Raw genomic sequence first — 17,075 nt, forward strand, 5'->3', positions numbered from 1 at the left:
CCGGCCAGGTGATCGGCTCCATCGACACCGCGGCGTTGAGCTTCATGGTGCAGGAACCCAGCGGGATCATCGTGCGGTCCAGCGCCAGGTCGCGTCCGGCGAGACGACGCATGTAGCGCATCATCTGCGTCTCGGAGGTGATCGTGCGGAACACCGGGTGGGTCAGGATCTCGTCGGTGCGCAGCTGGTCGGCCAGGGGGCCGTCCTCCGCGGTGAAGGACGAGGTGTCCACGGTGGTCCCCGCACCGGCGATGACCCGGAGGAGCGCGGCGATGTCGTCGTCCGTGGTCGACTCGCCGACGGAGACGCCGACGTGGGTGGCGTCCACCTCGCGCAGGTTGAAGCCCTCACCGCAGGCTGCGGTGACGGTGGCGGCGGCATCCTCCACCTCGACGGTGACCGTGTCGAAGAAACGGTCGTGGGCGATGGTCAGGCCGGCACTGGACAGACCGACGGCCAGGGCCGTCGCGCGGCCGTGGATCGCCGTGGCGATCTCACGCAGGCCCACCGGGCCGTGCCAGACGGCGTAGAAACTGGCGACGACGGCCAGCAGCGCCTGGGCGGTGCAGATGTTGGACGTCGCCTTGTCGCGGCGGATGTGCTGCTCACGGGTCTGCAGCGCGAGGCGGTAGGCCGGGGTGCCGTCCGCGTCGACCGAGACGCCGACGATGCGGCCCGGCATCTTGCGCTGGTACTCGCTGCGGCAGGCCATGAACGCGGCGTGCGGGCCACCGAAGAACAGCGGGACGCCGAAACGCTGCGCCGAACCGACGGCGATGTCCGCCCCGAGCTCGCCCGGGGAGGTCAGCAGTACCTGGGCCAGCAGGTCGGCGGCGACGGTGACCAGGCCGTCCCGGGCATGGACGGTCTCGATGACCTCGCCGAGGTCGCCGCGCAGGGCACCGGTCGTGCCCGGGTTGGAGACGACGACGCCGATGACCTCGTCCTCACGCGCCCCGATGCCCGCGGCCGTGATCTCCACGATCTCGACGGGGATGTCGACGGCGGCGGCCCGGGCTCGGGTGATGTTGATGCTCGAGGGGTGCAGGTTCTCGTCCAACAGGACGACGCCGCCCTTCTTCGCCACCTTCGTGTTCAGCCGGGCCATCATCTGCACGGCCTCGGCCACGGCGGTGGCCTCGTCCAGCAGGGACGCACCGGCGATCGGCAGGCCGGTGAGGTCCTCCACCATCGTCTGGAAGTTCAGCAGTGCCTCCAGCCGACCCTGGGAGATCTCCGGCTGGTAGGGGGTGTAGGCGGTGTACCAGCCCGGGTTCTCCACCACGTTGCGGCGGATGACGGCCGGAGTGACGGTGTCGTAGTAGCCGGCGCCGATGAGCTGCTTCTTGAGGGTGTTCCTGTCCGCGAACCCACGCAGGGCGGCCAGCGCCTCCGTCTCGTCGAGGGCGGGTGCCAGGCCGATCGGCGCGTCCTGCGCGATGCTCTGCGGCAGCGCGGCGGCGGCGAGCTCGGCGGTGGAGCCGTAGCCGAGGGAGGTCAGGATGGCGGCGGTGTCGGCGGCGTCGGGGCCGATGTGGCGGTTCGGGAATGCGTCGTGGGGGGTAGCCATGTGTCAGGGGTCTCTTCCTGCAGTGTGGACATGTGCGTGCCCTCCCCACTCTGTCGATGGTGCCTGAGAGCTTTGCTCCTTCGGCGGCCCGGTCGCGGACGACGGCGACGGGCTCTTTCCAGAGTTGCCTCGCCACCGTGGTACGGGTGCCTGAGAGTGTCGACGGGGAGGTGTTGCTCCTACGGCGGCCGGTGTCTGGCGCCGGCCTCTCCCACAGTGGTTGCGAGCGGCTGATTCAGTTGTGGTTCGTGGTCAGTATAACCCGTGTTGCGTGGAGCACACACGCGGAACGGAGGGAAGCGCCGCCCGGACCCCGGGCGGTTCGCATAGCGAAACGGCCCGAACCATGGCAGCGATACGTGGAAAACGCGATGCTATCCGCCGCACGGGTCCTACCCCGCCCCGAACCCGGCCGCAGCGACTGCCGCGACGGACGCCGGGATCACCGCCAGCCAGCCGGCGCACCAGTAGGGGAGCATCCCCGGAGGCAACGCGATCCCGATTCCTGTGTCGACGATGCTGAAATCGTCATTGACCCGGTGACGCCCCCGGGCCCAGGCGCAATGGACCACGGCGAGAACCGTCCCGAGCACCGTCCACAGCGGGTCGGCGGGAGCTCCGGGCAACCACTGCACCGCTGCACCGGCCAGCGCGACGGCGCCCAGGACGGTTGCCCTCCAGATCCCCTCCCCCGGCACGCCGAGCCTGGTCGCGCGCCATACCGCCGAGGCCAGCACGGCCCACAGCAGAATCAGCGTCACCCGCCCCCACATGCCGGTCAGCGGAACCACGGCCACCGCCAGAAGGGCGGCGACCAGGAACAACCGGGGAATGTAGCCACGGCGTAGGACCCGCCGGACCATCAGCGACGGCAGTACCGGCCCCCGCAGGGGCCGGGAACGTACCGAGCGGCCACGGAGCCACGTTGCGGCGTAGATGTTCGCCGAGTTCTCCGAGTCGAAGATCATGGGGGACGCCGCCATCATGGTCCGGGTGGTTCCGTTGGACAGCACCTTCGTGAGATAGCGGGGGCGTGCAAGCCCCGCAAGGATCCTGACGGCCGCGCCGACCCCGGCACCGATGATCCCGAACCCCAGAATCTGCAGCCATCCTGACCTGTCGATCCCGGGAAACTGTCCCCTTGGGCGCAGGTCCCATTCCCACCGGTCCCTTTCGACCGAGCGCAGGGGCATCATCCGTTCCGCGATGTCCACCAGGATGAGCACGGCGACCACCGCGCAGGCGAACCGCAGCACAATCACTGCCGTCACAGGGCGATCTCCCGGTCCGCCGCACCGACAACGGTGTCCGAGTGCGACGCCACGAGGACCGGGGAACCGAACATGGCAAGGTCACCGAGCTGGTCACACAGGACGCGTGTCCATGCCCCGTCGAGGTGCCGTTCGGGTTCATCGAGCACCACGACGGGTGCTGCGACGGCCAACTGCAGGGCCAGGTTGGCCCGTTGCCTCTGCCCGTTGGAGAGTCGGCTGGGCAGGTCATCGGGCAGGTCGGCCACTTCCCACGGGCCGACCCTGCCCCACATGTCATCCAGGGTCACCCCTGCCCTGCGCGCGAGGAACGCCAGGTGCTCGTGAATTGTGAGGTCGGGGAAAAAGGCCGGTTCGGCGATGCGGGTCACCGTGCCCGCTCCCTCCGGGGTCGCCGGATCAACCGCGCGTCCGTCAACGGACACCCGCACGGTGCCTCTGTGGGGGGCCAGTTCGCCGGCGACGGTATCCACCAGCGTTGATTTCCCGGAGCCGTTCTTACCGGTCAGGACAACGATCTCCCCCAGGCTGATCTCGGCGGACAGTGTTCCGAGGAGTTCCGAGTGCCCGAAAGCACAGTCGATGCTGAGCGCAGGAAAGGAGGACGGCATGCGGCCCACGGTATCGAACCGCCGCGTCGGGGAGGTGCGGGGCCGGCTCGGAGACTCCCGGTGCACGGAAAGATCCCTGGACCCGCACCGGTGGAACTTTCGCACCGCGAGTGGCCGATGAGTTTCCGTGACCTGGGGATTTAGGGTGATGATCGGTGCCGGCGGTGCGAAAGTTTCCCGGGCCCCGGTTTATTTATCACGTCTGTGATATATTACCGGATATGCCGAAGATCGTCGATGCCGACCAGCGCAGAACACAGATCCTGGACGCCGCACTCCGCCTCGTGGAGACCCGCGGGGTGGAGGGCTCGTCCTTCCGCAACGTCGCCGCCGAGTCCGGCCTGAACGTCGGGAGCATCCGCAACACCTACCTGTCACAGCACGCCCTGCTCGCCGACGCCGCGGACGAGGTCGGCGACCGGATGGGAGCACGCCTGGCCAAGCACGACCTCAGCGGCACCCCCGGCTCGCACACGGTGGAGTCCGCCGTCGCCGTCCTCGCCGAACTCATCCCCCTCGATGACGTCCGACGGCGCGAGAACATCGTCCTCGGCGAGTTCATGATGGCGTCCCGCACGAAGGAGGTGTTCAGGGAGATCACCGAGCGGATGTCCGGCGACATGCAGGACGTGGTGGACGCCGTGGTCCGGGGGCTCGGTGTCCCGGAGGGGCGGGCGACGCACACGGCAACCTCCGTCAAGACCCTGATGGTCGGACTGACCTTCGACGTCTCCACCAGCCACGGAGCCCTGGGACCGGAGGAGATGACCGCGATGCTCACCCGGGAACTGGAGAGCCGACCGTGAAGGCCCCGTGGCTCCCGGCGCTGCTGTTCGCCGCACTGGTCCTCTACACCGACGACTACGTGATCGCCGGTGTGCTGCCGGACATTGCCGCTGACCTGGACGTCTCCGAGGCGCAGGCGGGCCAGCTGGTCACCGTGTTCTCGCTGACCGTCGCGGTGTCCGCCCCCGTCGCGGCAGTGGGCCTGATGCATGTCCGGCGCAGCACGCTGTTCACCGTGACCCTGTGCATCTTCGCGCTCGCGAACCTCGGCGCCGCACTGACGTCCAGCTACTGGGTTCTCATGGGGCTGCGGACCGTCGCCGCGCTGTGCGCCGGAGCGTCCACCCCGGCGATCTTCTCGTGGACCGCCCAGCAGGCACCGCCGGAGAAGATCGGACGCTACATCAGCGTCGTGGCGATGGGCGTGACCGGCGCCATCGCGGTCGGCGTGCCGGTCGGGACCACGATCTCCCAGGTGTGGTCATGGCGCGGCAGCTTCATCGTCCTGGCGTCCTGCGCCGTGCTCGCGGTCGGTGCCATCCGCCTGACGATGCTCACCGACACCCGCGGGGCGGAGGAGATCCCCGTGTCGCGGCAGCTCCGCGCACTGACGTCGCCGCCGGTCGCGCTCACCCTGGGTGTCAACGTGGTCGCCATGTCCGGCTCGATGATGGCCTTCACCTACCTGGCACCGTTCCTCGCCGGTGCGGTCCCTGGCCACGACCTCAGGACGGTGGCCTTCGCGGTCTCCGGTGCCGGCGGAATCGTGGGCGTCTGGCTGGGTGGTGTGCTCACCGACCGGATCGGGCCGGTGCGGACAATGGTCCTGGCACTGTCTACCCTGGGCCTCGGCGCCGCGGGCTCCTGGGCGTTCTGGACTCAGGCGCCCCTGCATTCCGGAGCTGCGGTCGTCAGCCTCGTGGCGCTGGGGGCGGTCCAGGCACTGGGCGCCTTCGCCATGTCCCCCGCACTGACTGCCCGCCTGTCCACCACCGCCGGGGACGGTGCGGACGCGGCCATCGCCCTGAACACCTCGGGGACCTACCTCGGTGTGACGGTCGCCGGTGCCGTGGGCGGGCTGGTACTCGCCTCCAGCGGCGCGGGGGCCGTGGTGGGAGTGGCGACGGTGATCGTGTTCGTCGCGGCCGGCCTGTTCTCACTCTCCGCGCGAACGCCAGCGGCGCGGCCCGTGAAGGGGTAACACTGTTGCCATGGCGAAAGAACACTTCCTGTCCAGGTTCAGAACCACACGTCTCCCACAGGTCCGGGTCGGCGACACCGCCCTCGTCACCGGGGCGACCTCCGGCATCGGCCGGGCCACCGCGGTGGCGCTGGTCGAGCAGGGTTTCCGGGTCATCGGGACATCCCGCAACCCCGGTTCGGACACCTCACGGGAGAACACTCCCCCCGGAGTGGAGCTCATCGCGCTGGACCTCACCGACCCGGCCTCCGTCGACGCCGTCCCGGAGGAACTGGGGAAGATCGACGCCGGTCCGGTGACCGTGCTGGTCAACAATGCCGGGGAGTCGCAGAACGGCCCGCTCGAGGAGCTCCCGCGCGAGGCATTCGAACGACTCTTCCAGGTCAACGTGATCGGACACGTCTCACTCACCCAGAAGCTCCTGCCGCAGATGCGGGAGGCCGGACGCGGCCGCGTGGTCTTCGTCGGCTCCATGCTGGGCAGCTTCCCGCTGGCCCACCGGGGCAGCTACGGTGCGTCCAAGGCCGCCATCAGCTCCTTCGCCTACTCCGCCCGGCGTGAACTGCGACCCTTCGGCGTCGGTGTGTCGGTGATGGAACCCGGCGCGATCAACACCGGACTGTCGGAACGCCGCACGATCTACATCAACCCCGACGGACCCTACGCCGGGGAGTTCGACACGATGCTGACCAGGCTCAACGAGAACGAGGCGACAGGGATCACGGCAGAGCAGGTCGCCGGGAAGATACTGGAGGCAGTGACCGCGGAGCGTCCGAAACCCCTGTACGCCACCGGGTCCAGCTCACATCTGGCGTTCCCCGCCGCCCGTCTGCTGCCCCGCGACACCATGGCCGGGATCATCGCTGCGAAGCACGGGATCTGAGCGCCGGGAGTAGAACAGGTCGCGCCACGGACGCGCGGACAGTGCTATCACCGCGGATCCGACGATGCCGGTGAACATGAGGGCACTGGAGATCACGTTGAGCCAGAGGATTGTCCCCTCGCCGAGTGCCAGCTCCAGCATGAGGACCACGGCCCCGACCACCCCTCCCCAGCTCAATCCGACGAAGGCCCGGTTGACGGGGTGGCGTGCCGGGCCGAAGTAACCGCGTTCGGTCAGCACGATCATGCTGAGCATCAGCAGGATCAGGACGACGAAGTAGCTGTAGAACAGGACCTCGCCCCAGCGCGCGTCGACCTGCTCGCCCAGGCGCGTGACACCCCCGAGCATCAGGACGACGCACACGACGGTGGCGATTCGGCGAAGCATGCCCCCAGCATAGGCCAGAGACGGGGAAGCTCAGAAGCGGAAGAGCACGTCCCCCGGCTCGCACGGCTCCCCGGCGACCATCGCCTGCTCGATACCGTCGCGCTGCATCACGACCACCGGCACGATCGGGTCGTACCCGAGCCTGCCGAGCTCCGTCGGCGCGTAGGTGGTGATCCGTTCCCCGGTCTGCACCCGCCTACCCTGCTCCGCGTGGATCGAGTAGCCCTGCCCGTCGAGGTGGGCGGTGTCGATGCCGAGGTGGACCAGCACCGGGACGTCGTCATCGGTGAGGATCAGGAACAGGTGCGGCATCAGGCGGGTCAGGACGCCGGAGACCGGGGCGCACACGGTGGCGTGCTCCACGCCCGGGTCGGGGACGACGGCAACCCCCGCCCCCACTGTTCCGGCGGCGAAGAGGGGGTCCGGCACCGCGGTCAGCGGCGCGACGGTCCCCGGCATTGGTGTCACCACATCCAGTGACCCGGTGCGGGTCCGGACGTCTGCGGTGGCGGTGCGGTGGCTTTCCTCCATGGGGACAGAATAGTGACTGGCGGGCACACCGGTGGGTTTATCACCGTTAAAACCCCGAATTCCCCGGTTCGCTGCCGCTTACCCCAGGGCCACGGGACGCGACCGGTCGGCCGCCCACTGCGACCATCCGCCGACGTAGTGCTTCGCCACCGGCAGCCCCGCGTACTCCATCAGCGCGATGAACAGTGCCGAACTCACGCCCGAGCCGGAGTAGACCACCGCTTCGGCGGCGACGGCGTCCCCGGTCAGACCGTGGTGGGCGAGGCGTTCACGTACGTCCCCGGGGGACGGGATGCGCCCGTCCTCGAGGAGTTCGGTGACCGGGATACCGATGGCCCCCGGGATGTGCCCGGCGCGGCGGTCGAGGCGCTCCTTCTGGCCCAGGAACCTGCTGGCGGGGCGGGTGTCGATGAGCAGCGGGGCGGCAGCGCCACCGGTGGATGCGGCGGAGATCTCGGCCACGTCCCCGATGTCGCTGGTGGGCATGGTCGGGGCACCGCCGGCGAGGACCTCGAAGGTGCCGCGTCCCCGCAGGCAGCCGATCCCGGCGGCGATGTCGCCGCCGGCTCCACGCCAGGCCGGGGTACCGCCGTCGAGGATCTGGACATCGGTAACCCCCGCCCAGCGCAGGATCCACCAGGCGCGCGCGGCGTAGATCAGGCCGCCGCGGTCGTAAATGCGCACCGGCAGGCCGGGGCGGATGCCCCAGTCGTCCACGAAATGCTGCAGGGCGTGCGGGCTCGGCAGGGGGTTTCGCCCGACTTCGTTGGTGGGGGTCCCGGAGAGCATACGGCCCGGATCACAGAAGAATGAGCCAGGGATATGCCTGGTCACGTACAGGTTCCAGGCGGCGTCCACTCCCGGTTCCCAGTCGGAGTCGAGAACGCTCATGCGGTCGCCGCGCACACTGGCGGCGAACAGGTCGTCCGGTGAGATGAAGGGGGACAGGGTCAGGCTCTGCGTCATGCACGCCAGTTTACGAGGAGTGCACGGAGGCGGCACCTCCACAGCCCGTCGGTCCCGTCACAGCCAGCCGCGCTCGCGGGCGATGCGCCACGCCTCGAAACGGGTGGACGCGCCGGTCTTGCCCATGGCCGAGGAGAGGTAGTTGCGCGTCGTCCCTGCCGCGAGGTGGACGGTGGCGGCGATCTGCTCCACGGATTCTCCCCGGCCGGCGACCTCGAGGACCTCCGTCTCACGCTCGGTGAGCGGTGATTCCCCCGCCCCGATCGCCGCGGCGGCGAGTTCGGGGTCGAGGTAGCGGCGTCCGGAGTGCACGGTGCGCACCGCGTTCGCGAACTCCTCGGCCGAGGACGTCTTGGGGACGAAGCCGAGGACTCCCCCGGCGAGTGCCCGTTTGAGCTGGCGCGGACGGCCGTGGCTGGTGACGATCAACACGGCCGGAGCGGTATCAGAGGCCTCGGTGAGCTTCCCGGCGGTCTCCACCCCGTCGATGCCGCCCATCTGCAGGTCCATGACCACCACGTCCACGTCATGCGTGGACGCCCAGTCCAGCAGGGCTTCGCCGGACCCGAGGGTGGCGAGGACGTCCAGGTCCTCCTCCAGGTCGAGCAGGGAGGACAGGGAACTGGCGACGAGTGATTCGTCGTCGACCACGGCGACGGTGATGGTAGTCATCGATCCTCCTGGCTGAGTTCCAGTGTGACACGGAACAGGTTACCGTCCCGCTCCGCGACGAGGGTGGCCCCGATCGGCTCGGCACGGCGCCGGATACCGGCCAGCCCGGAGAGCTTCTCGATGTCCCGCAGGACGCCGTCGTTGGTCATGGTCACGGTGTTCGGGCTGAACCGCAGCGTCAACCAGCTCGCCGAGGAATGGCGTGCCACGTTCGTGGTCCCCTCGCGGACGAGCCACGCCGCCACCTCCTGCAGGGGGGCGGGCAGGTCCACCGGATCACCCTCGAGTTCGAAGCGCACCCCGGTGCTTTCCAGCAGCTGGCGCGCACCCTGGAGTTCGTTCGTCAGAGTCACCGTCCGGTAGCCCTCGATGACCTCACGCATCTCCGTCATCGAGGTGCGGGTCAGCTCCTGGAGTTCAGCGAGTTCGGTGTCGACCCTGTCGTCACCGCGCTTGGCGAGTGCGCGGGCCAGTTCCGCTTTCACCGACATGGCGGCGAGCCGTTGGCCGAGCGTGTCATGGAGTTCCTGGGCGAAACGCAGCCGCTCCTCACTGACCTGCAGCGCTGACTCCGTGATGCGGGCGCGGTCGAGTTCCTTGGCGATGTTCACCGTCCACGCGGCACCCCGTGTCGTGCTCAACCACATCGTCGCGAAGAACATCGGCCACCACTGGAGTTCCTCCCACAGCACCACCGTCGTCACGAGCGCGAGCACGAGCGTGACCGTCCACCGCCACGGAATCCAGGGCAGGATCCCGATCGGAACGAACATCAACGTCACGATCACCAGGAATATGCCGGTCAGTGCAACGGAACCACCTCTCAGCAGATACATCAGCATGCCCGCGCCCCACACAACACCACCGACCACCACGCCAAGGACCAGCAATCCGCGAGCTGCCCGGCGGACCCGGATGTTGAACTCGGGGCGGAACTCGAAGACCAGGACCGTGATGACCATCAGCGCCGCTCCAGCGGCCATGATCATGGCCTTCCCCCACGGTGCCAGTGACGTGTCCGAACCCGGGTTGAGATCCAGCAGCGGCATGATCATCATCGCCACCCCGAACCCCAGGAGTGCCAGCTGCATCGACAGCCGCGTGTAGACGGCGAGCTTCGCCCCCGCGCCGAGACGCCGCCACGTCCGACGGGGTCGGGTGACGGCATCCAGCAGCGGGGTCGACATGTTCTCCATTAAATCAGTGCGGGGCGCATCAGCGCCGCACGTCCCAGCGGACGTACGTCGCACCGGCCCAGAGGCACACCACGGCCCAGACGAGGAGGAGCAGCATCATCATCCAGGTTTCGCCGAGCACGTCGCCGGATGCCAGGGGAGCCGTCCCCCCGGCGGAGAGCCGGTCCACCATGGTGTTGCCCGCCCAGCCGTACTGGGTCAGATCGAAGATCAGGGCGAACGGGGTACGGTCGACGATCTCGTTGACCTGGTCGGGGTAGAGCTGGCGGAAGTTCCCCATCGAGCCGAACAGCAGCAGCATCACCGGCAGGGAGGTGATCTGCGCGGCCTCCGCGTTCTTGGTGAAACCGCTGGTGACCAGCGCCAGTCCGGACACGACCAGCAGCCCCAGCAGGACGGCGACGATCACCGGGATGACGTTCACCGGACCCGGCGCGCCGAAGGCCAGGAGCAGGCCGGCCATGACCACGGTGAAGATGATGGTGAGTACGGCACCGGGGACCGATGAGGCACCGAGGATCTCGGCGTCCCGCGCCTCGCCGGTACGGAGGCGTTTCAGCACGCCTTCGTCGCGGCGCGTGGTGACCATGGACAGCACGGTGTAGAACTGCACGAACATCAGCGCGAAGAGCAGGAAGTACTCCAGTGCCATGGCACTGGCGTCCACCTTGGACGCCTCGTCGTCGCCGGAGAGGATGAAGTACATCGCCAGGCCGAAGCCGATGGGGAAGACGGATGCGTTGATCAGCAGCGTCCGGTTGCGGACGAACTGCAGGGACTCGGCCCAGGCCAGGGCGATGAACCTCTTCACCGGGGATCCACTGGTGCGGGTGGGGGTCCGGTCGGAACCGGGGAGTGTTGTTGCGGTGCTCATTGTTCTTCCTTTCGGGTCCGGTGGGGTCAGACCGAGGTCTGGCGCCCGGCGATCTTGGTGAAGACGCGTTCCAGGCTGGCGGGGCGGGCGGTGAATGTCTCGAAGACGACGCCGTTGGTGGCCGCCCAGTCGAGCAGGCGGTGGGTGTCGTCCTGCAGCCGGGAGGTCTCGATGCGCAGCTTCTCGCCGTCGCGGGTGACCTGGGCCCCGGGGAAGGACGGGAAGACGCCCTGCCGGTTGCCGTTGCCGTCCCTCGGGAGGGTGAAGCTGATCTCGGCACCCTCGTTGGCGACGAGTTCGTCGAGGCGTCCTTCCACGGCGATCTCACCTGCGTGCATGATCGCGATGCGGTCGGCGAGGCGCTCGGCCTCCTCGAGGTAGTGGGTGGTGAGGATCATGGTCACGCCACGGCTCTTCAGGTTGGCGAGGAGCTCCCAGGTGCGGCTGCGGGACTCGGGGTCCAGGCCGGTGGTCGGCTCGTCGAGGATGACCACGCTGGGGTCGTTGAGCAGTGCGCAGGCCAGGTCCAGGCGGCGCTGCTCGCCGCCGGACAGTGAACCGACACGTACACCGGTGCGGTGGTTCAGGTCGACCTCCCCGAGGACCTGCTCCGTCGGCAGCGGTTTGGAGCAGGTCCCGGCCCACATGCGCATCGTCTCTGCGACGGTGAGCTCCTTGGGGAGCCCGCCTGACTGCAGCATGATGCCGAGCTCGGGGCGGATCTCCTTGCGGTCGGCGACGGGGTCCTTGCCGAGGACGGTGATGGTGCCGTCGGTGGCCGGCGCGAGGCCCTCGATGACCTCCAGGGACGAGGTCTTGCCCGCACCGTTGGTGCCGAGCAGACCGTAGACCTCGCCGGGGTAGACGGTGAAGGAGACGTTCTTGACCGCGGTGTAGGCGTCCTTCTTCTTGTTCTTGCCCTGGTAGGTCCGCGTCAGATTGTCGACGCTGATGGCAGGGGCACGGTGGTGGTTGAACGCGTGTGCGTCATGGGCTGGGGACTGTTGTGCTGTGCTCATGTACCTGATCCTGCCGGAGCAGCGTCGTCGCAGGTAGAGCGTTATGTCACGAGGTTATCCGTGGATGTCACACGGTCGGCGTGACAGATGTCATCTGCTGCCTGTTTCGCCCGCGTCACTGGTGGATGTAGCCGGGGTGGACCTGCAGGACACCGTCCCCGGCGAGGTCGTCGAGGAAGTCCTCGATCATCGGGAGGTCCACGTCCGGGCCGACGGAGACCGCGAGCAGGTGGTGGCCGAGCCTCTCGACGGAGCAGCCTGCGGTGATCAGCTGGCCGGCCACGCGTTCCCGCATGCCGGGCTGGCCGGTGATGCTGGCCGCGGGATGCTCGGACAGCAGCTGGGCCGGGTGCTCGTTGTCGACGAGGAGGCGGAGTGTGGAACCCCCGCCCCGGACGACGACCTCCTCCACGTGCAGGTGCCCGTCGCGTTCGGTGCAGTGGATGACGTCGCCGAGCGCGAGGTCGGTCGCGAAGCACGGGATGGAGCGCAGGACGAAGTACCAGCCGCCGAGGCTGTAGGAGAGGAGGTTCTCGGACGAGGCGCCGGACGCGTCATCGACGTGTGCGGTGACGGTCCGGACCATGCCGCCGGAGTACTGCGGGAGACTCATGACGGCAACCGTAGGCTAACCTTTGTTGTTTGGACAGGAATACCCGTGGAACGTGAGGTATCTCACTTCATGGCGATCTTAATCCCATAATGTGGGCACCGATGGCGTACGGCCGGTCCCACATTCCCCGGCGAGGAGCAGCATCCCTTCTGCCCAGGATTGTTCTATGCCAGTGCACGCTTCGGGCCTCCCAGAGCCCCTGCGCGTGCACGGGCATAGAACAATTTCGCCCGGCAGGCCTGGGTGCGGCCGTTCACCCGGGTACCGTGGAGGAGCATGAACCGCCTGCGCACGGTCGCCACGTCCTCTCTCGCCAGGTCCTCGCTCGCCGTCGTCCTCGCCACGGCGCTCACCATCGCGGGATGCTCCTCCGGGGAGGACGGGGACACGGAAGGGGACTCCGGCAGCGCGGCAGACACGACCACCATCGCCACCAATCTCGAGGCCCCCTGGTCCATCGCCTTCCACGGCGAGACCCCCCTGGTCAGCGAGCGTGACAGCGGCCGCATCCTCGAACTCAGCGGCGGTGATCCCGAGGACACCAGGGAAGCACGGGAGATCACCACCCTCGATGACGTCTCCCCCGGCGGCGAAGGCGGCCTGCTCGGCATCGCCGTCCACGACAATCACCTCTACACCTACTTCACCGCCGCCGACGACAACCGGATCGAGCGCCGCGAACTGAGCGGCGAACCGGGAAATCTGGAGCTCGGCGACCCAGAAACCCTGCTGGACGGCATCCCCGAAGCCTCCACCCACAACGGTGGGCGCATCGCCGTCGGGCCGGACGGCATGCTCTACGCCACCGTCGGCGATGCCGGCGACCGCGAGGCGGCCCAGGATCCGGGGTCGCTGCCCGGGACAATCCTGCGCATGACCCCTGACGGCGGTATCCCCGACGACAACCCCTCCGACGATTCCCCGGTGTACAGCTACGGCCACCGCAACCCGCAGGGTATCGCCTGGTCGGACGACGGAACCATGTTCGCCAGCGAGTTCGGGCAGGACACCTGGGACGAACTGAACATCATCGAACCCGGCAACAACTACGGTTGGCCGGTGGTTGAGGGCATCGCCGACGACACCGGCACCGACTTCACCGACCCCGTCCAGCAATGGGCACCGTCGGATGCCAGCCCCAGCGGCATTGCCATCGCCGACGGCACCGTCCACATCGCGAACCTGCGCGGGGAACGTCTCATCGAGGTGCCCGTGTCCGACCCCGGCACGTCCAGCGAGCGCGTGGTCGGGGAGTACGGCCGGCTCCGCGACATCGTCCTCACCCCGGACGACGAACTGTGGCTGCTGACCAACAACACCGACGGCCGGGGCAGCCCCGGTGACGACGACGACCGTATCCTCGTCCTTCCCCGGTGAGGACAACCACGTACCACCAGGGCATCCTTCAGCATGGCACCTCCGCCCCGAAGGCTCCTACGGTGGGACGCATGGCACTCAACGACACATACACACTGTCCAATGACGTGCAGATCCCGACGCTCGGGTTCGGCACCTGGTTCATCGACGACGACAAGGCCGCCCGGGCGGTGAAGGACGCGGTCGCGACCGGCTACAGAAACATCGACACCGCCCAGGCCTACGGCAACGAGCGCGGCGTGGGCGAGGGCGTGCGTGACAGCGGCGTCCCGCGCGAGGAGCTCTTCGTCTCCACCAAGCTCGCCGCCGAGGTCAAGGACTATGACGGAGCCGTCGCCGCGATCGACGGCTCCCTGGAGAAGCTCGGTCTGGATTACGTGGACCTGTTCCTCATCCACGCACCCCAGCCGTGGGACGACTTCCGCGATGGCGACTACGCGGACGGAAACCGGGAGGTCTGGCGCGCTTTCGAGGAGGCGTACCAGGCGGGCAAGGTGCGTTCGATCGGCGTCTCGAACTTCACGGTCGGCGACCTGGAATCCATCTCGCGGGACGCGACGGTCGCCCCGCAGGTCAACCAGATTCTCGCCCACGTCGGCAATACCCCGTTCGAGCTGATCGACCACTGCCACGAGAACGGCATCGTTGTGGAGGCCTACTCCCCCATCGCCCATGGGGCGATCCTGGAGAACCAGGACGTGGCCGCCATTGCGGAGCGTTATGGCGTGAGTGTGCCGCAGTTGTGCATCCGCTACGTCCTGCAGCTGGGCACCGTCCCGCTGCCGAAGACGGAGAACCCCGATCACATGCGCACCAATGCCGAGGTCGATTTCGAGATCTCGGACGCCGACATGGACACGTTGCGCGGCCTCAACGCCACCGACTACGGAGAATTCGCCGAGTTCCCCGTGTTCAGCGGGAAGTAGGGTAACGCCGACAATCGGCTACACGTCAACGATGACCGCAATGTTTTCCCTGATCTGACGCACGACGGTGGGCCCCACGTTCCCGAGTCGCTCACCAACCCTGGAGATGACAACGGACCGAATGTGCTGACATTGCGCAGCAGAAAAGCTGGTCAGTCCGTTTTGCTCGTCAGGCTCAATGGAAACCTCAGAAACGCTGGAACGGATCGTCCCGGTCAACGGCACCACCTGAATAACGTTGGGATGGCCCCGCAGTATCCGGTGGGCGGTGACGACAACAGCGGGACGATTCAACCCCGCCTCTGAGCCCGTTGGGGTGCCGAGTTCCAGTTCGACGACATCACCCGGCGTCAGCATCGAGCCAGGCGCGTTCATCATCCCGCAGAGGCGACGCGAGCTCCTCCGCCATCACTTCCTGCTCCAGCAGACGCGCAGCCCTGGCCGTTGCCGCCGCAACCGTCTCGCCTCTTCTCATCGCCAGATCCCCCAGGGCATCGCGAGTGGTCCGGCTGACCCTGATCGTTGTCGTATCTCCCATACTTCACAACGAGAGAACATGTAGACACATTCGTCTACAGACCGTCACTCCTCGTGGGCAACCGCTTCGATGGTCAGAGCACCGCCGCCAGCAACGACATCGGCACCGTCGGCAGCGGTCACGGTGGCGTCCGCATCCACATCGACCTGCACGGTGTCACCGTCGCGGACCTCACCGGCCAGCAGCTTCTTCGCCAGCGCGTCCCCGATCGCCTTCTGGATCAGGCGGCGCAGTGGCCGGGCACCGTAGGCCGGCTCGTAGCCGCGCTCGGCGAGCCACGCCTCGGCAGCGGGAGTGACCTGCAGGTCCAGGCGACGGGCGGCCAGCCTTTCGGCCAGCTGCGCGACCTGGATCTCCACGATGGACGTCAGCTGCTCGGCGGACAGCGCGTCGAAGATGACCACGTCATCCAGACGGTTGATGAACTCCGGCTTGAACGCTGCCTTCACCGCGCTCATCACCTGCTCATTCGTCCCGCCGGCACCCAGGTTCGAGGTCAGGATCAGGATGGTGTTCCGGAAGTCCACCGTCCTGCCCTGCCCGTCCGTCAGACGTCCTTCATCGAGCACCTGCAGCAGCACGTCGAAGACGTCCGGGTGCGCCTTCTCGACCTCGTCGAACAGCACCACCGTGTAGGGGCGGCGCCGCACGGCCTCGGTCAGCTGACCACCGGCGTCGTAGCCCACGTATCCGGGAGGGGCACCGACCAACCGGGCCACGGAGTGCTTCTCGCCGTACTCGGACATGTCGATACGCACCATGGCGTGGTCGTCGTCGAAGAGGAACTCCGCCAGCGACTTCGCCAGCTCGGTCTTGCCCACGCCCGTCGGGCCCAGGAACAGGAAGGAACCGGTGGGACGGTCCGGGTCGGCAACTCCGGCGCGTGCCCGGCGCACCGCGTCCGACACCGCCGACACCGCCTCGGACTGCCCAACAACCCGGCCACCGAGCACCTTCTCCATCGCCAGCAGCTTCTCGGTCTCGCCCTCCAGCATCTTGCCGGCGGGCACACCGGTCCAGGCGGAGACGACGTCGGCGATGGTGTCCGGGGTGACCTCCTCGGTGAGCATGCGCTGCTCCTCGACCTGGGCGTTGGTCTCCTCGGCCTCGGCGACCTGCTTCTCCAGGTCCGGGATCCGCCCGTAGCGCAGCTCGGCGACCTTGGCGTAGTCGCCCTCGCGCTCGGCGATCTCGGACTCGGTGCGCAGGTTGTCGAGTTCCTCCTTCAGGCTGCGCAGCCGGTCGATGGAACCGCGCTCGTTCTCCCAGCGGGCGGTGAGGCCCGACAGCTTCTCCCGCTCGTCCTCCAGTTCGGCACGCAGCTTGACCAGGCGGTCCTTGGATGCCTCGTCGGTCTCCTGGCTCAGCGCCATCTCCTCGATCTCGAGGCGCCGGACGATGCGCTCGGCGTCGTCGATCTCCTCGGGACGCGAGTCGATCTCCATGCGCAGACGGGACGCGGCCTCGTCCACCAGGTCGATGGCCTTGTCCGGCAGGAACCGTGCGGTGATGTAGCGGTCCGACAGGGAAGCGGCACTGACCAGCGCGGAATCCTGGATACGCACACCGTGGTGAACCTCGTAGCGCTCCTTGAGTCCGCGCAGGATGCCGACGGTGTCCTCCACGGTCGGCTCACCGACGTAGACCTGCTGGA

The 17,075-nt window shown here is 68.0% G+C and carries 18 protein-coding genes, 1 pseudogene and 1 riboswitch; of the genes and pseudogenes, 5 read left to right on the top strand and 14 right to left on the bottom strand.

All coding sequences use genetic code 11. The annotated features are described in order from the left end of the window. The 3 genes and pseudogenes from ACTIL2_RS13500 to ACTIL2_RS13510 all read right to left on the bottom strand — a co-directional run. Positions 1-1,570, bottom strand: a pseudogene (locus ACTIL2_RS13500) (glycine dehydrogenase (aminomethyl-transferring)); the annotation flags it as partial. Between the two features lie 40 nt (positions 1,571-1,610). Continuing rightward, positions 1,611-1,702, bottom strand: a riboswitch (glycine riboswitch). A 260-nt stretch (positions 1,703-1,962) separates the two neighbouring features. Beyond that, a complete protein-coding gene (locus tag ACTIL2_RS13505) occupies positions 1,963-2,841 on the bottom strand; it encodes a hypothetical protein (protein WP_442337992.1) in 879 nt (292 codons plus the stop codon). Continuing rightward, on the bottom strand, positions 2,838-3,452 hold the full coding sequence (locus ACTIL2_RS13510; protein WP_442337993.1) for an ABC transporter ATP-binding protein: 615 nt from the start codon (positions 3,450-3,452) through the stop codon (positions 2,838-2,840). Before ACTIL2_RS13510 ends, ACTIL2_RS13505 begins: the two co-directional genes overlap by 4 nt. A 221-nt stretch (positions 3,453-3,673) precedes the next feature. Here ACTIL2_RS13510 and ACTIL2_RS13515 point away from each other — a divergent pair, with 221 nt between their 5' ends. From ACTIL2_RS13515 to ACTIL2_RS13525, 3 genes are read left to right on the top strand one after another with little or no spacing between them, the layout of a single operon-like run. Further along, positions 3,674-4,258 (top strand): TetR/AcrR family transcriptional regulator, encoded by a 585-nt coding sequence (locus ACTIL2_RS13515; RefSeq protein WP_442337994.1) that lies wholly within the window; start codon positions 3,674-3,676, stop codon positions 4,256-4,258. Next, the gene (locus tag ACTIL2_RS13520; RefSeq protein WP_442337995.1) at positions 4,255-5,439 is read left to right on the top strand and encodes an MFS transporter; all 1,185 of its coding nucleotides are present in this window, start codon (positions 4,255-4,257) and stop codon (positions 5,437-5,439) included. Before ACTIL2_RS13515 ends, ACTIL2_RS13520 begins: the two co-directional genes overlap by 4 nt. Positions 5,440-5,449: 10 nt before the next feature. After that, a complete protein-coding gene (locus ACTIL2_RS13525; protein WP_442337996.1) occupies positions 5,450-6,322 on the top strand; it encodes an SDR family oxidoreductase in 873 nt (290 codons plus the stop codon). On the opposite strand, the gene ACTIL2_RS13530 is transcribed toward ACTIL2_RS13525, so the two are convergent. The 8 genes from ACTIL2_RS13530 to ACTIL2_RS13565 all read right to left on the bottom strand — a co-directional run bounded on the left by ACTIL2_RS13530 (position 6,242) and on the right by ACTIL2_RS13565 (position 12,580). Continuing rightward, positions 6,242-6,709, bottom strand: a complete 468-nt coding sequence (locus ACTIL2_RS13530) for a hypothetical protein (protein WP_442337997.1) — start codon at positions 6,707-6,709, stop codon at positions 6,242-6,244. The two genes, ACTIL2_RS13525 and ACTIL2_RS13530, sit on opposite strands and share 81 nt — an antisense overlap. Positions 6,710-6,739: 30 nt before the next feature. After that, positions 6,740-7,240 carry a PTS sugar transporter subunit IIA gene (locus ACTIL2_RS13535; RefSeq protein ID WP_442337998.1) on the bottom strand — a complete coding sequence of 167 codons (501 nt, stop codon included), beginning with the start codon at positions 7,238-7,240 and terminating at the stop codon, positions 6,740-6,742. Between the two features lie 78 nt (positions 7,241-7,318). Next, entirely contained in the window at positions 7,319-8,206 is an 888-nt protein-coding gene (locus ACTIL2_RS13540) for a sulfurtransferase (protein ID WP_442337999.1), read from the bottom strand. A 57-nt stretch (positions 8,207-8,263) separates the two neighbouring features. Continuing rightward, on the bottom strand, positions 8,264-8,878 hold the full coding sequence (locus ACTIL2_RS13545) for a response regulator (RefSeq protein ID WP_442338000.1): 615 nt from the start codon (positions 8,876-8,878) through the stop codon (positions 8,264-8,266). After that, positions 8,875-10,065: a sensor histidine kinase gene (locus ACTIL2_RS13550; protein WP_442338001.1), complete on the bottom strand. Its 1,191-nt coding sequence runs from the start codon at positions 10,063-10,065 to the stop codon at positions 8,875-8,877. Before ACTIL2_RS13550 ends, ACTIL2_RS13545 begins: the two co-directional genes overlap by 4 nt. Positions 10,066-10,093: 28 nt before the next feature. Further along, entirely contained in the window at positions 10,094-10,948 is an 855-nt protein-coding gene (locus ACTIL2_RS13555) for an ABC transporter permease (RefSeq protein WP_442338002.1), read from the bottom strand. Positions 10,949-10,974: 26 nt separating this feature from the next. Continuing rightward, a complete protein-coding gene (locus ACTIL2_RS13560) occupies positions 10,975-11,967 on the bottom strand; it encodes an ABC transporter ATP-binding protein (RefSeq protein WP_442338003.1) in 993 nt (330 codons plus the stop codon). Between the two features lie 115 nt (positions 11,968-12,082). Continuing rightward, positions 12,083-12,580 (bottom strand): DUF4265 domain-containing protein, encoded by a 498-nt coding sequence (locus ACTIL2_RS13565; RefSeq protein WP_442338004.1) that lies wholly within the window; start codon positions 12,578-12,580, stop codon positions 12,083-12,085. A 276-nt stretch (positions 12,581-12,856) separates the two neighbouring features. On the opposite strand from ACTIL2_RS13565, the gene ACTIL2_RS13570 reads away from it, so the two are divergent. Both ACTIL2_RS13570 and ACTIL2_RS13575 read left to right on the top strand, forming a co-directional pair. After that, on the top strand, positions 12,857-13,957 hold the full coding sequence (locus ACTIL2_RS13570) for a PQQ-dependent sugar dehydrogenase (protein ID WP_442338005.1): 1,101 nt from the start codon (positions 12,857-12,859) through the stop codon (positions 13,955-13,957). 71 nt (positions 13,958-14,028) lie between these two features. After that, positions 14,029-14,883: an aldo/keto reductase gene (locus ACTIL2_RS13575; protein ID WP_442338006.1), complete on the top strand. Its 855-nt coding sequence runs from the start codon at positions 14,029-14,031 to the stop codon at positions 14,881-14,883. Between the two features lie 18 nt (positions 14,884-14,901). Here the strand turns inward: ACTIL2_RS13575 and ACTIL2_RS13580 are convergent, their stop codons facing one another. From ACTIL2_RS13580 to ACTIL2_RS13590, 3 genes are all read right to left on the bottom strand, one after another. Beyond that, a complete protein-coding gene (locus ACTIL2_RS13580; protein WP_442338007.1) occupies positions 14,902-15,261 on the bottom strand; it encodes a type II toxin-antitoxin system PemK/MazF family toxin in 360 nt (119 codons plus the stop codon). Then, a complete protein-coding gene (locus tag ACTIL2_RS13585; RefSeq protein WP_442338008.1) occupies positions 15,224-15,358 on the bottom strand; it encodes a hypothetical protein in 135 nt (44 codons plus the stop codon). The genes ACTIL2_RS13580 and ACTIL2_RS13585 overlap by 38 nt, the downstream gene beginning before the upstream one ends. Before the next feature lie 107 nt (positions 15,359-15,465). Then, positions 15,466-17,075, bottom strand: a 1,610-nt coding sequence (locus ACTIL2_RS13590; RefSeq protein ID WP_442338009.1) for an ATP-dependent Clp protease ATP-binding subunit, incomplete at its 5' end; no start/stop codon positions are given.

Source organism: Corynebacterium sp. (assembly GCF_052107835.1).
In the GTDB taxonomy this organism is placed as follows: domain Bacteria; phylum Actinomycetota; class Actinomycetes; order Mycobacteriales; family Mycobacteriaceae; genus Corynebacterium.

Excerpts from the sequence above, each read along its gene's own strand:
- ACTIL2_RS13525 (WP_442337996.1), top strand. The coding sequence starts at position 5,450 with ATGGCGAAAGAACACTTCCTGTCCAGGTTCAGAACCACACGTCTCCCA.
- ACTIL2_RS13565 (WP_442338004.1), bottom strand. The coding sequence starts at position 12,580 with ATGAGTCTCCCGCAGTACTCCGGCGGCATGGTCCGGACCGTCACCGCA.
- ACTIL2_RS13550 (WP_442338001.1), bottom strand. The coding sequence starts at position 10,065 with ATGTCGACCCCGCTGCTGGATGCCGTCACCCGACCCCGTCGGACGTGG.
- ACTIL2_RS13575 (WP_442338006.1), top strand. The coding sequence starts at position 14,029 with ATGGCACTCAACGACACATACACACTGTCCAATGACGTGCAGATCCCG.
- ACTIL2_RS13570 (WP_442338005.1), top strand. The coding sequence starts at position 12,857 with ATGAACCGCCTGCGCACGGTCGCCACGTCCTCTCTCGCCAGGTCCTCG.
- ACTIL2_RS13540 (WP_442337999.1), bottom strand. The coding sequence starts at position 8,206 with ATGACGCAGAGCCTGACCCTGTCCCCCTTCATCTCACCGGACGACCTG.
- ACTIL2_RS13585 (WP_442338008.1), bottom strand. The coding sequence starts at position 15,358 with ATGAGAAGAGGCGAGACGGTTGCGGCGGCAACGGCCAGGGCTGCGCGT.
- ACTIL2_RS13580 (WP_442338007.1), bottom strand. The coding sequence starts at position 15,261 with ATGATGAACGCGCCTGGCTCGATGCTGACGCCGGGTGATGTCGTCGAA.
- ACTIL2_RS13530 (WP_442337997.1), bottom strand. The coding sequence starts at position 6,709 with ATGCTTCGCCGAATCGCCACCGTCGTGTGCGTCGTCCTGATGCTCGGG.
- ACTIL2_RS13560 (WP_442338003.1), bottom strand. The coding sequence starts at position 11,967 with ATGAGCACAGCACAACAGTCCCCAGCCCATGACGCACACGCGTTCAAC.
- ACTIL2_RS13545 (WP_442338000.1), bottom strand. The coding sequence starts at position 8,878 with ATGACTACCATCACCGTCGCCGTGGTCGACGACGAATCACTCGTCGCC.
- ACTIL2_RS13515 (WP_442337994.1), top strand. The coding sequence starts at position 3,674 with ATGCCGAAGATCGTCGATGCCGACCAGCGCAGAACACAGATCCTGGAC.
- ACTIL2_RS13510 (WP_442337993.1), bottom strand. The coding sequence starts at position 3,452 with ATGCCGTCCTCCTTTCCTGCGCTCAGCATCGACTGTGCTTTCGGGCAC.
- ACTIL2_RS13535 (WP_442337998.1), bottom strand. The coding sequence starts at position 7,240 with ATGGAGGAAAGCCACCGCACCGCCACCGCAGACGTCCGGACCCGCACC.
- ACTIL2_RS13555 (WP_442338002.1), bottom strand. The coding sequence starts at position 10,948 with ATGAGCACCGCAACAACACTCCCCGGTTCCGACCGGACCCCCACCCGC.